Below are 16,362 nucleotides of genomic sequence, written 5' to 3'. Positions count from 1 at the left end.
CGCGCCGGGCTAGCGACCGTTTTGGGCGTTGTCCTGCGAGAGGAGCGTGAAGCCGATCAGCTTGTAGAGGAGGCGGGCGCCGACGTTGCCGTCCCACTCGTCGTGGTCGTCCTTGGGGGCGACCTCGTTCAGGTCGAAGCCGACGATGCGGCGGCCGCTCCTGTGGATGCGGCCGATCAGCGCGACGGCCTGCTGGAACGACAGGCCCCCCGGCACGGGCGTGCCGGTGCTCGGGCACAGCGTCGGATCGAGCCCGTCGATGTCGAAGGTCACGTAGACGTCGTCCGGGAGGTCCTCCACGATCGCGTCGGCGATCAGGTGGAACGGCTCGCCCTCGAAGAGCCGATCGGCGATCGCGGCGTCGACGTGCGCGACCACCCGGCCGTTCGACTCGCGGATGAACCGGAGCTCGTCCTCGCTCATGTCGCGCAGCCCGACCTGGACGATCCGCGAGATCTTCGGGTGCCGGGTCGCGACGTTGCGCATGATCGAAGCGTGGGAGTCGGTGAACCCCTCGTACGCGTCGCGCAGGTCGGCGTGCGCGTCGACGTGGAGGATCCCCATCCCGGGGTAGCGCTCGGCGTGCGCCGCGATCGTGCCGTAGGGCGCGGAGTGGTCGCCGCCCACCAGCCCGACCAGCTTGCCCCGCTCCATCCACCGCTTCGCGATCTCGGCGACGCGCTCGTTCAGCCGCCGCGACAGCGCGTTCACCGCCGCGAGCCGCGCCTCCAGGTCCCGGTCGCCGGCGACCTCGCCCTGCGCCGCGATCACCGGCTCGGCCGCCGCGCACGCATCCGCGTTCCAGCGGACGATGTCCGGGTCGACGTCGAGCATCGCGATGCCCTGCTCGTACGGCCGGCCCGTGTGCAGGTCGAAGAGGTCGATCTGCCGGCTGGCCCGCAGGATCGCCGCCGGCCCCTTGGCGGCGCCGCGACGGTAGGACACCGTCGGCTCCCAGGGCACCGGGATGAGGACCACCCGAGCGTCCTCGGCGGTGTGCGGCAGCCCGTAGATCCCGTGGCCGATCGCGGGGCCGTTCGGATCGAAACCGAGAGGGGATGAGCTCACGCGGCCACGTTGGCGGTTCGCGCAGAGATCGTCAAGCGCGAGCCGTGCCCGCCGAGCGCGCGCAGAAGCGCGGCGGAGCGCGCCGGAGCGCTCTGCGGAGCGCCCGCGGAACCACGTCCGCGCCCGGGGCGATCTCCGGCGCGAGGTGCGTAGAGACGATCGCACCGCGCGCGGGACATCGTCGTGAAACACGGATGTCCCGCGCGATGGCGCGCAGCGCCCGTCGGAATCCAACTTCGGGGCTTCCAGCTGTGACGAAATGCGGTACGAAGGGGGCCGAGACGATGGATGACGGGCCGCCGCGCCCGTTCGGACTGGCCAGCGCCCGGCGCGCTGCCGGTATGTCCGGCGCGCGGGGCCCTCGCACCCGTGAAGAACAGCCATGCTCCGCTACCGCGCCGACATCAAGACGCTCCTCTTCGTCGCGACCTATTTCGCCCTCGTGGCGGTGCAATGGGTCTACGCGCCGCGCGCGCTCTGGCTCGCGATTCCGCTCCTCGCGATGACCTGCGTGTTCTCGTTCCTCGGGGCCGTCGCGACCCACAACTCGGTCCATTGCCCGGTCTTCCGGCGGCGGTGGATGAACCGCGCGTTCCAGGTCGTGCTCACGCTCACGTACGGGCACCCGGTCAGCGCCTACGTGCCCGGCCACAACCTCAGCCATCACAAGTACACGCAGTCGCGGCGCGACGTGATGCGCACGACGAAGGTGCGCTATCGTTGGAACCTCTTGAACGGGCTCCTCTTCATGAGCCGCGTGGTCCGGGACATCCTGCCCGCCGACATGCGCTACTTCAAGGCGATGTACCGGCGCAACCCGCCGTGGTTCCGGCAGATGCTCCTCGAGTCGGCGGTGTTCCTCGGCGCGATGGGCGCCCTGCTCGCGCTCGACTGGAAGAAGTTCCTCCTCTACGTGCTGATCCCGCACCAGTACGCCGCGTGGGGGATCGTCACGATGAACTACCTCCAGCACGACGGCTGCGACGAGGACAGCGAGCACAACCACTCGCGCAACTTCGTCGGCCGGCTGGTCAACTGGTGGACGTACAACAACGGCTTCCACTCCATCCACCACATGGAGCCCGGCCTCCACTGGAGCCTCTTGCCGGCCGAGCACGCGAGGCGCGTGGCGCCGTTCATCCACCCGAACCTCGATCAGCCCTCGCTCCTCGCCTACCTGTTCCGCAGCTTCGTCTGGCCCGGCAAGCGCCTGCGCTACGACGGCGCCCCGGTCGTGCTCCCGCGGGAAGAGCCGGACGAGGAGTGGATCCCCGGCCCGAAGGAGACGCCGAGCGACGTCTCGCTGGGCGCGATCGCGCCGAGCTGACGAAGGCGCACCTTGCGGCCACGGCCGGGAGCCCCGGGCCGTGGACCGCGCAAGCGTGCAGAGAGCTGGCCCGGTGCCTCGGCGCCGGGCCGCTCGCCCCCTCGATCAACGCGGCTGATTCTCCCGCGGCTGATCTCCCCGCGACTCGCCACCCCGGCGACCGATCTCGGCCATGTGCTGGCGGTCGCCGCTCACGGCCTCGCCGCCCTTGCGGCCGATCTCGGCCATGTGAGCCCGGTCCTGGCTCACGCGCTCGCCGCCCCGGCGACCGATCTCGGCCATGTGCTTGCGGTTCTGGCTGACGACCTCACCGCCCTTCTTGCCGGCGGCGCGGGCCTCGTCGCGCGTGAACTCGTGGGCCGTGCCTTTCTCGTGGGCTGCCTTCCCACCCTTGCTGGCGATCTTGCGCTGACGCTCCTCATCCATGGCGGCGAACCCACGCTGCTGCCGCTCATTTGCCTGCCTCTGCGTCGCTGACGAAGGCGGGGGCTCGCTCGGCGAGGCCCCTCTCTCCTCCTGGTCCTCCTCACTCCTGGAAATCATCCCACGATCATCCATGCTCGCCATCATCCTCTCCTTACGGTTGGCTCGCTCGATTCAGGTCTCCGAACGGGGCCTCTGAGCCGGGAGGGGGCGGCGCTCGCCGTCCCCTCCCGGGCGGGTCCGAGGCCGGCATGGCCGTCCCCTCCCAGGTTCGGTCGGGGATTCAGCGTTCGCCATCCCCTCCCGGCGCCGAGCGGGAAGCGGCGTTCACCGCCTCCCTCCCAGCTGCGGAAAGGCCGACAGGCCCTTTCCGCGGGGGCCTGTTGTACCGGGCGGAACAACGTCAAGCGGGCTGAAGGTTGGGACGCGACGAATTGGGGGGAGGTTCGCCGGAGACGCAGGTGGAAACCTAGGCGAACCTGGAAATACCGAGAATGTCGTGTTCCCAGCGCGATCAGGCCCTCTTGGCGAAGTCCCGCATGAACGCCGTAAGGCGCTCCACCGATTCAACGGATACTGCGTTGTAGATCGAAACCCGGATACCCCCGGTCGACCTGTGCCCGGCGAGCCCCACCATACCCTCCTTTGCCGCCTCCGCGACAAAGCGTTTTTCCATCTCCTCGCTGGCAAGCCGGAACACCACGTTCATGAACGAGCGGCTCTCTTTCTCGACCGGGGCCCGGAACACATCCGGGTGCGCGTCGAGGGTTTCGTACAGCAGCTCACCCTTCTTGCGATTCCGTCGCTCGACCTCCTCGAGCCCACCGATCTCAAGCGTATACGCGAGTACGTTGCGCATGAGGTAGATTGCGAATGTCGGAGGTGTGTTGTAGAGCGAGTTGTTGGCAGCGTAAGTGGCATAACGGAAAATGACGGGAATGTCTTTTCGCCCGCTGTCAACGATGTCCTTGCGGGCGATCACGACCGTGATCCCGCTCGGCCCGATGTTCTTCTGGGCGCCCGCGTAAATCAGGGCAAACCTGGAGATGTCCATCTTCCGCCACAGGATGTCGGATGACATATCGGCGACGAGCGGCACGTTGCCCGTCTCGGGCAGCCAGTGCCATTGCGTCCCGAACAGCGTGTTGTTCGTCGTCATGTGGACGTACGCGGCGTTCGGGTCGAGCGAGAGCTCGCTCTGGTGGGGGATGCGGGTGTAGCGCTTGTCGACCGCGGTGCTCGCGGCGACGCGGACGGTGCCGACGCGCTTCGCCTCCTCGAGGGCCTTCTCGGACCAGCCGCCCGTGAGGATGTAGTCGGCGCTCCTGCCGGGCGGCAGGAGGTTCATCGGGACGACGGCGAACTGCATGGCCGCGCCGCCCTGCATGAACAGCACGTGGTAGTCGTCCGAGAGGCCGAGCAGCTGCCGGAGCAGCGCGATCGCCTCGTTGTGCACCGCATCGAACGCCTTGCCGCGGTGGCTGTGCTCCATGATCGACATGCCCGTCCCCTCGAAGTCGATGAGCTCGCGCTGAGCGCGCTCGAGGGCGGGGAGGGGGAGCCCGGCTGGGCCGGCGTTGAAGTTGTGGACGCGCGCCATGGTGCTTCTCCTGAGGTTCGAGTCGGCGGCTCCTGATGCCGCCGCCGCGGCCGTATACCACGGGGGGCGCCGGCTCCGCCCGGGCGGGCCGAGCCGGAGCCCGGGCGCGGCGGGCGCTCGGCGGGCGCTCGGCGGGGGCTAGGGCACAGGGCCCGCGCGCCTCGGGCCTGCCCGGGGGCGCGATCTGGGCTAAATTCACCGCTCTGGAGGCCGATCGATGCTGGTGACCCGCGAAGAGATGGCGTTCGATTTCCAGGGCGCCAAGCTCGATCCCGTCAAGGACAAGGACGTCATCGTCTGGGCCGTCCAGCAGTTCCTCTACGGCGAGATCACCGGCGTCCAGATCGGCCACTGGCTCTACAACGCGCCGGATCTCGAGTCCGCGCGCTTCCTCGCGCGCCAGGCCGTCGAGGAGTTCCAGCACGTCGGCAACTTCCTCCGCATCCTCGAGATCCTCGGCGCGCCGCCGGAGAAGGCCGCCTGGAGCGTGCGCTTCCTCGCCACCGGCCTCATGGGCGGCGACTGGTCCGAGCACGTCGCCCTCGAGATGGCCCTCGGCGAGGGCCTCGTCCTCCAGGCGTTCTACGCGATGATCGACACCGTGGACGAGCCGGAGATCGTCGCGATCCTGAAGCGCGGCGTGCGGCAGGAGGAGCGCCACGTCGACTTCGGCGAGCAGCAGACGAGGAAGGCGATCGCGGGGCGGCCCGCGCTCCGGCGGCGGCTGCTCGGCCTCGCGCTGGTGTCGCTCTGGGGCGTGTCGCGGCTCGAGGCGTTCATGAAGAAGCGCCTGCCGATGGACCACCCGGCGCTCCGGCGCCTGCCCGACCTGGTGCGCCACTCCGTGGGGATCGCGGAGCTCCGGCTGATGCGCATCGGCCTGACCGACGCGCCGATCTCGTCGATGTCGGCCGCCCGCAAGCTCGCGCTCGTGGCGGAGGCGTACGCGGGCAAGCTCGCGCTCGGCCTCGCCTCGTGGGTGCTCTCGGTGCTCCTCTTGCCGCTCCGGCTGCTCGGCCTCGCGGGGCCGAAGCGGCTGACCGACACGTACCTCCGCGATCCGCTGGTCGTGCGCGGCGGCCGGCTCGGCGCCGGGGCGGAGGACGATCCCGGCGACGCCGGCGAGCAGGCGGGGCCGGGCGGCCCTCCGGCGGGGCACGGCGCGGCGGCGCGCGCCTGAGCGCGAGGGGCGAAAGGGTGGCGAGCGACGAGGAGGGGCGGGCCGACCGCGCCGGGACGGCCGGCGCGGCGGGTGTCGCCGGCGCGGCGGGCGTCGCCGGCGCGGCGGGCGTCGCCGGCGCGGCGCCGGGCTTCCTGCCCGCGTCGCGCGAGCTGCCGCTCTTCGCCGAGCTGCCCGAGCTCGCGGGGCAGATCCCCTGGCGCCCGCTCGCGCACGCGCCGACGCCGGTCGTCCCCTGCGCGGCGATCGAGGGCTACCTCGGCCGCGGCGGCGTCTGGGTCAAGCGCGACGACCGGATCTCGCCGCTCTACGGCGGCAACAAGGTGCGGCGCTTCGAGTTCTTGCTCGCGGACGCGGAGCGGCGCGGGGCGAGGACGCTCGTCACGGTCGGCGGGCTTTCGTCGACGCAGGTCACGGCCACGGCCCTCTTCGGCCGGGCGCTCGGCTTCGCCGTCACCGCGGTCCTGTTCGACCAGCCGATCACCCGCTTCGGCCGCGACGCGCTGCTCGCCGGCGCGGCCAGCGGCGCCGAGCTCGTCCACGGCGGCGGGTACGCGACCACCGCGGTGCGGGCGATCCGGGCGCTGCGCCGGGCCGATCGGCCCTACTTCATCCTGCCCGGCGCGTCGGCCGCGCTGCCGTGCCTCGGCTACGTCGACGCGATGCTCGAGCTCGCCGAGCAGGTCCGGCGCGGCGAGGCGCCGCGCCCCGATCGCATCGTCGTCCCCTCGGGGACGGGCGGGACGCTGGCGGGGCTCGCGCTCGGCGCGGCGATGCTCGGCTGGCCGACCACGATCGTCGGCGTGCGCATCACCGAGCGCGTCGCCTCGAACCGCGCCGTCGTCCGCTACGAGGTCGGCAGCATGAAGCGCCTGCTCGCCCGGCGCGCGCCGCGCTTCACCCGGCGGCGGCTCCCGCCCGTCCGCTTCGCGATCGATCACCGCGCGATCGGCCCCGGGTACGGCGCGCCGACCCCCGCGTCGATCGCCGCGATCCCCGAGGTGGAGCGGCTGATCGGCGTCCCGGGGGAGATCACGTACAGCGCCAAGGCGCTCGCCGCGCTGCGCGAGATCGGGCGGGATCACCCGGGCGAGACGATCCTCCTCTGGCAGACGCTCTCGAGCGCGCGCCCGCCGCTCGCCGAGGGCGGCGCCGCGGCGCTCCCGCCCGCGTTCGCGCGGTTCTTCGAGGGCGACGTCGCGTGCTGAGGGCGCGGCGCGCGCGGCCGAGCGCCCGCTGCGGGGGCTCGGCGCGCGGCGGCCGCGCGGCCGATCACTTCAGCCGCAGGCTGTTCAGGAGCTTGTCGAAGTCGGCGCGCGCCCCGGTGACCGTCTTCTCGGGGCCGGTCATCTTGAAGAACCAGAGGTCGCCGGAGGGCGTCTCGGCGATCGCGCCGAGCATGGCGTAGCTCGACTTCGGCTCCCCGGCGGGCATGCCGGGCATCCCGGAGCCGGCGAACGTCCCCTTGATCTCGACGACCGCGACCTTGATGTCGTTGACCTTGAGGTCGGTGCGCTTCGGGGAGTCGTCGCTCTTCTGGGAGAACTGGCCGACCCAGCGCGTGATGTTCGCGTCCACGCTGCCGCCGGCCTGGCTCACGCTGAGCTCGGCGTCCTCGTTGTCGCCCGCGGCGCGCTTGATCTTGTAGGTCGCCTTGCGCATCGCGTTGGGGTTCGGCGCGCTCTCGAAGCTCGCGGGCGCGTCCCAGGCGAGCTCCGCCCCGGCCGCCTGCTGGCCGCCGGGGTGCGCCGGCTTCGCGGCCTCGGTCGTCGGGGCGGGGACAGCGCCCTTGTTCGTCGCGGGCGGCTCGGGCGCCGATGTGGCCGTCGGCTCGGGCGTCTTCGAGCACGCCGCGGCGAGCGCGGCGACCAGCGGCAGGACCATGGCGGAGCGGAGCTTGATCATCGTGGGTGCCTCGGCGTGGGTTCGCCGCGACTGTAGTCGCCGCGCCCGGAGCCTCAAGCCGGATCGGATCGGCGCGGGCGGTTCCCGCGCTGCGGCCGGCGGCGCGTCCGTCGTGCAGCCGCGCGCGGCGCCGTGATACCACCAAAATTCATGGAGCCCACCTTCCGGCGCGCCTTCAACGCGGCCTTCGGCCCGTCGACCTACGCGGAGATCCTGAGCCGCCTCGAGCGGCGGCTCGGCTGCGCGATCCCGTTCCGCGTCGCCGAGACGCCGCTGTTCCTGCCGGCTCGGCTGCGCGAGCGCCTCGAGCGCTCGGCGACGGAGATCGTGCAGCAGATCTCGAGCCCCGCGCTCATCGCGCAGATGAAGCGCGCCATCCCCGCGCACCTCGACGCCCCCGGCATGGACGCGCTCCCGAACTGCGCGCAGGTGGACTTCGCGATCGTGCGCGGCCCGGACGGCGAGCTCGACGCCAAGGTGGTCGAGCTGCAGGCGTTCCCGTCGCTCTACGCGCTCATGCTCGTGCAGACCGAGATCGTGGCCGAGGTGCTGGCCGGCATGCCGGGGCTCGACCGGCGCTGGACGTGCTGCTTCGGGGGCCGGAGCCGCGACGATGTCGTCGCGCACCTGCGCCGCGCGATCCTCGCGGGCGAGCCCGAGGAGTCGGTGGTGCTCCTCGACCTCTCGCCGGAGAAGCAGAAGACCTACCCGGACTTCGCGGCGACGAAGCTCCTCGTCGGCGTCGACGCGGTCTGCCCGACGGCGCTCGTCCGGGAGAAGGACCGCCTCTTCCGCCGCGTGGGCGGGCGGCTCGTCCCCGTCCGCCGGCTGTACAACCGCGTCGTGTTCGACGAGCTCGAGGCGAAGCGGGTCGAGCTCCCGTTCCGGTACGACGAGCCGCTCGACGTCACGTGGTGCTCGCACCCGAACTGGTACTGGACCTGGTCGAAGTACACGCTCCCTTACCTCGATCACCCGGCGGTCCCGCGGGCGCGGCTCCTCAGCGCGCTCGACGAGGCGCCGCCGGATCTCGAGCGCTACGTGCTCAAGCCGCTGTTCTCGTTCGCGGGCTCGGGGGTGAAGGTCGACGTCACGCGCGAGGACCTCGCCGCGATCCCGGAGGGCGAGCGCTCGAGGTGGCTGCTCCAGGAGAAGGTCGCGTACGAGCCGGCGCTCCTGATGCCGGACGGGGGCGGGGTGAAGGCCGAGGTCCGGATGATGTTCCTGCGCGCGCCGGACGAGGCCGAGCTCTCGCTCGCGCTCAACCTGGTGCGGCTGTCGCGCGGGAAGATGCTCGGGGTCGATCAGAACCGCGATCTGACCTGGGTGGGCGGGACGGTGGGGATCTGGCCGGTCGACTGAGCGCGCGCGTCAGGCGCGGAGGGCGAGCTGCCACGCGCCGAGGACGAGCCCCGTCGCGGTCGCGCCGAGGGCGACCTGGACGAGGGGGCGGCGCGGCGCGGGCCGGTTGCGCAGGGACAGGCCGGCGACGAGGCCGATCGCGGCGCCGCTGAGCAGGCCGAAGGCGTGGGCGCCGAGGTCGGCGCGCGGGCTCGCGCCGAGGGCGCCGAGGAGCGAGAGGCCGCCCACGAGCGGCGCCACGAGCTGGAGGAGGTGCCGCTTCTCGCCGCTGTCCTTGTCGTGCGCGCGGTCGAGCATGAGCTGGGTGGTGGCGAGCAGCCCGATCGCGCCGAACACCGCGGTGGAGGCGCCGATCGACGCGTGGTGGTGGCCCAGCCCGTGGTGCCAGAGCGCGTTCGCGAAGTTCCCGATCGCGCCCGAGGCGACCACGGCGAGCGCGGCGCCGCCGGGCCCGAGGCGGCGTTGCACGGCGGACGCGAAGACGGTCCCCGAGATGACGTTGCCGATCACGTGGGCCGAGTCGGCGTGCAGCGTGAGCGCGGTGATGGCGCGCCACGGCTCGGGCCCGACGACGAGGTCGGCGACCGAGGCGCCGCGCTGGAACAGCCGCCCGCCGCCGCTCGCGGGGCCGGTGACGAGGAAGAAGAAGAGGGCGAGGGCGACGAACGCGACGCCGGCGGCGATGGACGGCGGGTGGCGCGGGCGTTCGCGCGGGCGGCGCGGGGGCCAGTCGCGGTTCTCCGCTTCGTACCGATCGATCGAGGTCGCGGCGAAGTCGTAGTCCTCGTCGCGCACGAGGAGCACCCAGCCTGCCGGGGTGTACCGCACGGTGTGCCAAAGCTCGCTCGACTGCAGCACGAGGGCCCATTCGCGGACCTTGCGTTCCGGCATCACGGGCCCGATGGCCGTGAGCCCGGGCCCGGGCCCTTCTCCCACGCCTCCAGGGGCATCGCTGTTTTGAACCATCGCCGCCCTCTCGCCGCGCGCCGGCGGCAGGATCGCGATCGGGACGAACCGTTCGCCTTCAGCACATCGAGCACCGGTACAGTCATGTTCGCCCACGGCGGGTCCCTCCACGGCTCGTTGACCCCAGGTTCGACGAAACCTGCGGATGAGCCTGGAGGCTGTCAACGCCGCCTCTCGGGGAGCCCGGCCGTCTCCGTCCCGGCGTCTCCTGCCGGTCTCCTGGCGTCTCCCTGGCGTTCTCCTGGCGTGTCTTGCGCGGCCGGGCCCTTGTGCGCGCGGCGCAGCGGTGGCAGTGCGTGGTTGTGTCGACAGCCATCACGCAGGGCATCCGGGTCACCGTCTCGACGGTGTACGTCCCCACGCAGTCATCCCCGACGGAGCACCGCTACGTCTTCGCCTACACGGTGCGGATTGCGAACGAAGGCACCGAGCCCGCCCAGCTGAGGACGAGGCACTGGATCATCACGCACGGCAGCGGGAAGGTGGAGGAGGTGCGCGGCCCTGGCGTGGTCGGCCAGCAGCCCTCGCTGAAGCCTGGCGAGCACTTCGAGTACACGAGCGGCTGCGTGCTCGAGACCCCGCGCGGCTCGATGCGCGGCACCTACCAGATGCACCGCCCGGACGGCCGCGTCTTCGACGCCGAGATCGCGCCGTTCACCCTCGCGATGCCGCACTCGCTGAACTGATCCAGCAAGCCAGCGATCTGCAACTTCGCCCGTCCGACCTGATGAGGTAGCGCTCGCGGGTCGGTCTGCCGGCCAGCCGCGAAGAGCCAGCGGGGAGGGGGTGCCCGTGCGCGCGGGCGGCGGGGTAGGGCCCCGCGAATCCGAGCGCCGGCCTGCATCGAAGCGGGTCGCTCCCGGACCGGCTCTCCCCGTACTCATGGCAATTGCCTTCTAAAAGGCGCGAGTTCGCGGGAGGGGCCCCCGCCGCCCGCGCGCACGGGCACCCCCTCCCTGCTGGCTCCGTTGCACCCCGAGAGGGGTGCTAGCCGACGGCCGCCGGCTCCACCTTCGCCCCGTTCGCCTTCGCCTTCTCCGCGTCCCCCCCGCTCCCGCTCGCCGCCGCGAACTTGAACGTGAAGTCGCCCCCTTCGAAGTCGACGGTGACGTTCCCCCCGTTCTCGAGGGCCCCGAAGAGCAGCTCATCCCCGAGCCGCCGCTTGATCTCGTTCTCGATGACGCGCCCGAGCGGCCGCGCCCCGTTCGCCGGATCGTACCCGCGCGTCGAGAGCTCCGCCCTCGCCCGCTCGGTCACGTCGATGGTCACCGATCGGTCCGCGAGCATCGCCGCGAGCTCGCCGATGAACTTGTCGACGATGCTCCCCATCACCGACGGATCCAGCGACCGGAACATGATGCGCGCGTCCAGCCGGTTCCTGAACTCCGGGCTGAACGTGTTCTTGTAGGCCTTGTCGTCGTCGCCCGCCGACCCCCGCTCGCCGAAGCCGACCCGCGCCTGCGCGAGCTCCCGCGCGCCCACGTTGCTCGTCATGATCAGCACCATGTGGCGGAAGTCGCTCTTCTTGCCGTTGTTGTCGGTCAGCGTGCCGTGATCCATCACCTGGAGCAGCACCTGGAACACGTCCGGGTGCGCCTTCTCGATCTCGTCGAGCAAGAGCACCGCGTGCGGCGTCTTCGCCGCCGCCTCGGTCAGCAGGCCGCCGCGATCGAACCCGACGTAGCCGGGCGGCGCGCCGATGAGCCGCGAGACCGTGTGCCGCTCCTGGTACTCGCTCATGTCGAACCGCAGGAAGCCGATGCCGAGCGCCTTGGCGAGCTGCTTCGCGAGCTCGGTCTTGCCGACGCCGGTCGGGCCCGAGAACAGGAACGAGCCGATCGGCTTCTCCGGCGCGCGCAGCCCCGCGCGCGACAGCTTGATCGCGGACGAGAGCTGCTTCACCGCCTCGTCCTGGCCGAAGATCACCGAGCGCAGCGACTGCTCGAGATCCTTGAGCTGCGCCTTGTCCGACGTCGACACCTGCCGCGGCGGGATCTGCGCCATCTTCGCGATGACGAGCTCGATGTCCGCGGTGTCCACCGTGTACCCGTCGCCGTGCTTCAGGCGCGCCGCCGCGCCCGCCTCGTCGAGCAGGTCGATCGCCTTGTCGGGCAGCCGGCGGTCCTGGAGGTAGCGCGCCGACAGCTTCGCCGCGGCCTCGAGCGCCTCGTCGGTGTACGTGACCTTGTGGAACTCCTCGTAGCGCTTCTGCAGGCCCTTCAGGATCTGCGTCGTGTCGTCGACCGACGGCTCGGTCACCTCGATGCGCTGGAACCGCCGCGCGAGCGCGCTGTCGCGCTCGAGGTGGCCGCGGTACTCCTGGAACGTGGTCGCGCCGATGCAGCGCAGGCGGCCCGACGTCAGCGCGGGCTTGAGCAGGTTCGAGGCGTCCATCGTCCCGCCGCTCGCGGCCCCCGCGCCGATGATCGTGTGGATCTCGTCGATGAACAGGACCGAGCCCGGCTGCTTCTCCAGCGCGCGCAGCACCGCCTTGAGGCGGTTCTCGAAGTCGCCGCGGTACTTCGTGCCGGCGAGGAGCGCGCCCATGTCGAGCGCGTAGACGGTCGCGTCCTTGAGCGGCGCGGGCACGTCCTTCTTCTCGATCCGCTGCGCCAGCCCCTCCACGATCGCCGTCTTGCCGACCCCGGCGTCGCCGATGAGCAGGGGGTTGTTCTTGCGCCGCCGCGCGAGCACCTGGATCGTCCGGGCGACCTCGTTCTCGCGGCCGACCAGCGGGTCGATGCGCCCCTCGGCCGCCTCCTTGTTGAGGTTCATCGTGAACGCGGCGAGCGGATCCTTGACCGGCTGCGCGCCGCCGGGCTCGCCGCCCTCGTCGGACGACGACTCCTCGCGGAGGCTGTCGTCCTGGCCCGTCTTCGAGATGCCGTGCGAGATGTAGTTCACGACGTCGAAGCGGCTGATGCCCTGCTCCCCGAGGAGGGTCACGGCCGGGCAGTCGCGCTCGGCGAACATCGCGACCAGCACGTTCGCCCCCTTGAGCTCCTTCTTGCCCGAGGACTGCACGTGCATGGCGGCCCGGCCGACCACGCGCTGGAACCCGAGCGAGAGCGTCGGGCTCGTGTCCGCGTCCTCCGGCAGCGCCTCGATCTCCTCGTCGAGGAAGCGCTCCAGCTTCTTCTTCAAGAGCGGGGTGTCGCCCCCGGCGTGCCGGAGGACCTCGGCCGTCTCCTCGTCGAAGAGCAGCGCGTAGAGCAGGTGCTCGATGGTCACGAACTCGTGCCGGCGGCGCGAGGCCTCCCGGGTGGCGAGCGAAAAGGCGATCTCAACTTCGGGGCTGATGCGCATGGTCATTCCGGCTCGGCGGTCAACCGAAGGGGCATTCCGTGCTCCTTGGCGAAGTCCTGGACTTGGGCGACCTTGGTCTCCGCGACATCCTTGGTGTACACGCCCGCGACCCCGTGGCCGCGGTGGTGCACGCTCAGCATGATGTGCGTGGCCTCCGTCTCGGTGCGGTGGAAGAACTTCATCAGGACAAGGACGACGAACTCCATCGTCGTGTAGTCGTCGTTGTGGAACACGACCTTGTAGCGGCGGGCCTTCTCGACCTTCCGTTCCCGCTCCGTCGCGAGGTCGCCCTGCCTGTCTTCTCTCTCCTCAGGATCGTTCGGCATAAATCCGTCGGGAAGGATAGCAAGAGCCCCGCCCCGGCGAGCGGCCGACGGAGGAAGCTCACGCTCCGGAAGCATGCTCCGGCGGGGCGTGGTCCGCCACGCGCGCACCGGGATTTTTCCGTCCGTCGCGGCGTCCGCGTCCTGGAAGCGAGCTGAAGAGGGGTCGGGTCTGCCCGGCGGCGCCCGTCGGGTCCGCCCGGCGCGGCACCGCCGCGGGCGAGCGCGCGTCGCCGTCGCCGTCTTCTGGCGACCCGGAGCGCGAGCGCGGGCGCGCGTCGCCGTCCCCCGGCGGGCGCGGGCGCCTGCCGGGGCGGCGGGGTCACGCGGTCACAGGAGCGACCTGGCGGCGCCGAGGTCGATCTCGACGGGCGTGAGGCCCCAGATGTCGCGCGCGTACTCGCGCACCGTGCGATCGGAGGAGAACTCGCCCACGCGGGCGATGTTGAGCGCGGACTTGCGCAGCCAGCTCTTCCGGTCGGCGTAGGCCGCCTCGACCTCGCGCTGGCAGGCGGAGTAGGCCTTGAAGTCGGCGAGCATCATGTACTCGTCGCGGCCGAGCAGCCGGTCGAGCAGGGGCTGGAAGAGCTCGCGGTACTCCGGCGAGAAGAAGCCCGACGAGATGAGATCGACCACCTCGCGGAGCTCCGGGTCGGCCGCGACCGCGTCGCGCCCCTCGAAGTGCTCGCAGCGGCGGGCGATCACCTCGTCGGCGGTGAGGCCGAACAGGAAGAAGTTCTCCGGGCCCACGGCGTCGCGGATCTCGATGTTCGCGCCGTCGAGCGTGCCCACGGTGAGCGCGCCGTTCAGCGCGAGCTTCATGTTGCCGGTGCCCGACGCCTCCATGCCGGCGGTCGAGATCTGCTCGGAGACGTCGGCGGCCGGGATGATGCGCTCGGCCAGCGAGACGCGGTAGTTCGGCATGAACACGACGCGGAGCGCGCTCTGGCGCCGGTCGCCGTTCACGACGTAGGCGACGGCGTGGATGAACTTGATGATGAGCTTCGCCTGCCGGTAGCCGGGGGCCGCCTTGGCGCCGAAGATGAAGGTCCGCGGCGTGACGTGCTCGCCGCGCTTCTGGCGCAGGTAGAGCGCGACGATGTGGAGCGCGTTGAGCAGCTGGCGCTTGTACTCGTGGAGGCGCTTGATCTGGACGTCGAAGATCGAGGCGGGGTCGACGGAGATGTCGAGCTCCTGCCCGATGAACTTGGCGAGCGCCGCCTTGTTCGCGCGCTTGACGCTGGCGATCCGCTCGATGAACTCCGGGTCGTCGAGGTGGCGCTCGAGCTCGCGCAGCCGCTCGAACTCCGTCACCCAGCGCGGGCCGACCTTCTCGGTGACGAGCGCGGCGAGCGCGGGGTTGCAGGCGAGCAGCCACCGCCGGAACGTGACGCCGTTCGTCTTGTTGTTGAACCGCTCGGGCCAGAGGTCGTAGAAGTCGCGGAGCAGGTCGCGCTTGACGAGCTCGGAGTGGAGCTTGGCCACGCCGTTCACCGAGTGCGAGCCGACGACGGCGAGGTAGGCCATGCGCACGTGGCGCTCGTGCCCCTCCTCGATGAGCGACATTCGCGCGACGCGGTCGTGGTCCTGCGGGTGGGCGTCCATGACCTCGCGCAGGAAGCGCCGGTTGATCTCGTAGATGATCTCGAGGTGCCTCGGCAGGAGCCGCTCGAAGAGCGCGACGGGCCAGCGCTCGAGCGCCTCGGGCAGGAGCGTGTGGTTCGTGTACCCGAAGGACGCGACGGTCTGCTTCCACGCGTCCTCCCAGGTGACGAGGTGCTCGTCGATGAGCACGCGCATCAGCTCGGCGATGGCGATGGCGGGGTGCGTGTCGTTCAGCTGGATCGCGTTCTTCTCGGCGAAGCGCGAGAAGTCCGGGTGGACCCGGTTGTAGCGGTTCACGATGTCGGCGATGGAGCAGGCGACGAAGAAGTACTCCTGGCGGAGGCGCAGCTCCTTGCCCTTGTCGAAGTTGTCGTTCGGGTAGAGGACCTTGGAGATGACCTCCGACTGGTTCTTCTCGTGGACGGCGTGCACGTAGTCGCCGGCGTTGAAGAGCTCGAAGTCGAACTCCTCGCCGGCGCGGGCGGACCACAGCCGGAGGGTGTTCACGGTGTTCGACTGGAAGCCGGCGATGGGCGTGTCGAAGGGGACGCCGACGACCTGCTCGGCGGGGCGCCAGATGACGCGGAAGCCGCCGCGCTTGTCGGGGACGCGCTCGGTGTAGCCGCCGAACGAGACCGGGACGGCGTGCTCGGGGCGCTCGACCTCCCAGGGGTTGCCGAAGCGGAGCCACTCGTCGGCGCGCTCGACCTGGTAGCCGTCGCGGATGGCCTGCTCGAAGATGCCGAACTCGTAGCGGATGCCGTAGCCGTAGGTGGGCAGGCCGATGGTGGCCATGGAGTCGAGGAAGCAGGCGGCGAGCCGGCCGAGGCCGCCGTTGCCGAGCCCGGCGTCGGGCTCCTGCTCGACGAGGTCGTCGAGGTTGAGGCCGAGCTCGGCGAGGACGGTCTTGTAGCTGTCGTAGATGTCGAGGGCCTGCAGGTTGTTGACGAGCGCGCGGCCGAGGAGGAACTCGGCGGAGAGGTAGTAGCCGCGCTTGACGTCCTGCTCGTAGTAGGTGTGCTGGGTCTTGGTCCACCGGTCGACGAGGCGATCGCGCACGGAGAGGGCGAGGGCGACGTACCGGTCGAACGGCGTGGCGGACAGGGATTCCCGGGCGCGCGAGTAGTGGAGGTGGTCCGCGAAGGCGCGGCGGAGGGCGACCGGGTGCATGCCGGTGCGCGCGTCGGGCGCCTGGTTTCCGCGGAAAAAAGCGGCAGGGGTGTCTCGCTGGGAGGGCTCTCGCTGGGCGGGGGTTTCTCTCTGACGGTTGGGATCGACGTCGATCGGGTTGGCCATG

General features: G+C 71.1%; 13 protein-coding genes. 5 read left to right on the top strand and 8 right to left on the bottom strand.

Translation table 11 applies throughout. The features are described from left to right. Positions 1–9: 9 nt before the first annotated feature. A complete protein-coding gene (locus WME98_RS51855) occupies positions 10–1,068 on the bottom strand; it encodes an agmatinase family protein (RefSeq protein WP_437948984.1) in 1,059 nt (352 codons plus the stop codon). A gap of 382 nt (positions 1,069–1,450) precedes the next feature. Between WME98_RS51855 and WME98_RS51850 the strand changes: the two genes are divergently transcribed. Next, positions 1,451–2,395: a fatty acid desaturase family protein gene (locus WME98_RS51850; protein WP_061622340.1), complete on the top strand. Its 945-nt coding sequence runs from the start codon at positions 1,451–1,453 to the stop codon at positions 2,393–2,395. Between the two features lie 105 nt (positions 2,396–2,500). On the opposite strand, the gene WME98_RS51845 is transcribed toward WME98_RS51850, so the two are convergent. Further along, complete coding sequence (locus tag WME98_RS51845) at positions 2,501–2,821, bottom strand: KGG domain-containing protein (RefSeq protein WP_020737259.1); 321 nt, start codon at positions 2,819–2,821, stop codon at positions 2,501–2,503. A gap of 511 nt (positions 2,822–3,332) precedes the next feature. Continuing rightward, a complete protein-coding gene (serC, locus tag WME98_RS51840; RefSeq protein ID WP_437948983.1) occupies positions 3,333–4,418 on the bottom strand; it encodes a 3-phosphoserine/phosphohydroxythreonine transaminase in 1,086 nt (361 codons plus the stop codon). 217 nt (positions 4,419–4,635) lie between these two features. Here serC and WME98_RS51835 point away from each other — a divergent pair, with 217 nt between their 5' ends. Further along, positions 4,636–5,598 carry a ferritin-like domain-containing protein gene (locus tag WME98_RS51835; protein WP_437948982.1) on the top strand — a complete coding sequence of 321 codons (963 nt, stop codon included), beginning with the start codon at positions 4,636–4,638 and terminating at the stop codon, positions 5,596–5,598. Between the two features lie 17 nt (positions 5,599–5,615). Then, complete coding sequence (locus WME98_RS51830) at positions 5,616–6,806, top strand: 1-aminocyclopropane-1-carboxylate deaminase/D-cysteine desulfhydrase (RefSeq protein WP_437948981.1); 1,191 nt, start codon at positions 5,616–5,618, stop codon at positions 6,804–6,806. A gap of 64 nt (positions 6,807–6,870) precedes the next feature. Here WME98_RS51830 and WME98_RS51825 read toward each other — a convergent pair whose 3' ends face one another. Continuing rightward, complete coding sequence (locus WME98_RS51825; RefSeq protein WP_437322438.1) at positions 6,871–7,503, bottom strand: hypothetical protein; 633 nt, start codon at positions 7,501–7,503, stop codon at positions 6,871–6,873. 150 nt (positions 7,504–7,653) lie between these two features. Here WME98_RS51825 and WME98_RS51820 point away from each other — a divergent pair, with 150 nt between their 5' ends. After that, on the top strand, positions 7,654–8,865 hold the full coding sequence (locus tag WME98_RS51820; RefSeq protein WP_437948980.1) for a hypothetical protein: 1,212 nt from the start codon (positions 7,654–7,656) through the stop codon (positions 8,863–8,865). 9 nt (positions 8,866–8,874) lie between these two features. Here WME98_RS51820 and WME98_RS51815 read toward each other — a convergent pair whose 3' ends face one another. Next, a complete protein-coding gene (locus WME98_RS51815; protein WP_437948979.1) occupies positions 8,875–9,756 on the bottom strand; it encodes a rhomboid family intramembrane serine protease in 882 nt (293 codons plus the stop codon). 377 nt (positions 9,757–10,133) lie between these two features. Here WME98_RS51815 and apaG point away from each other — a divergent pair, with 377 nt between their 5' ends. Further along, the gene (gene apaG / locus WME98_RS51810) at positions 10,134–10,517 is read left to right on the top strand and encodes a Co2+/Mg2+ efflux protein ApaG (RefSeq protein WP_061627952.1); all 384 of its coding nucleotides are present in this window, start codon (positions 10,134–10,136) and stop codon (positions 10,515–10,517) included. A gap of 301 nt (positions 10,518–10,818) precedes the next feature. Here apaG and clpA read toward each other — a convergent pair whose 3' ends face one another. From clpA to WME98_RS51795, 3 genes are all read right to left on the bottom strand, one after another. After that, positions 10,819–13,143 carry an ATP-dependent Clp protease ATP-binding subunit ClpA gene (clpA, locus tag WME98_RS51805; protein ID WP_437948978.1) on the bottom strand — a complete coding sequence of 775 codons (2,325 nt, stop codon included), beginning with the start codon at positions 13,141–13,143 and terminating at the stop codon, positions 10,819–10,821. Beyond that, positions 13,140–13,463 carry an ATP-dependent Clp protease adapter ClpS gene (gene clpS / locus WME98_RS51800; RefSeq protein WP_020737250.1) on the bottom strand — a complete coding sequence of 108 codons (324 nt, stop codon included), beginning with the start codon at positions 13,461–13,463 and terminating at the stop codon, positions 13,140–13,142. The genes clpA and clpS overlap by 4 nt, the downstream gene beginning before the upstream one ends. A gap of 327 nt (positions 13,464–13,790) precedes the next feature. Next, the gene (locus WME98_RS51795; protein ID WP_061626340.1) at positions 13,791–16,361 is read right to left on the bottom strand and encodes a glycogen/starch/alpha-glucan phosphorylase; all 2,571 of its coding nucleotides are present in this window, start codon (positions 16,359–16,361) and stop codon (positions 13,791–13,793) included. Position 16,362: the final 1 nt, after the last annotated feature.

The organism is Sorangium sp. So ce296, from assembly GCF_051529605.1.
Classification (GTDB): Bacteria; Myxococcota_A; Polyangia; order Polyangiales; family Polyangiaceae; genus Sorangium; species Sorangium cellulosum_D.
This window is presented reverse-complemented; position numbering and strand designations above follow the sequence as displayed.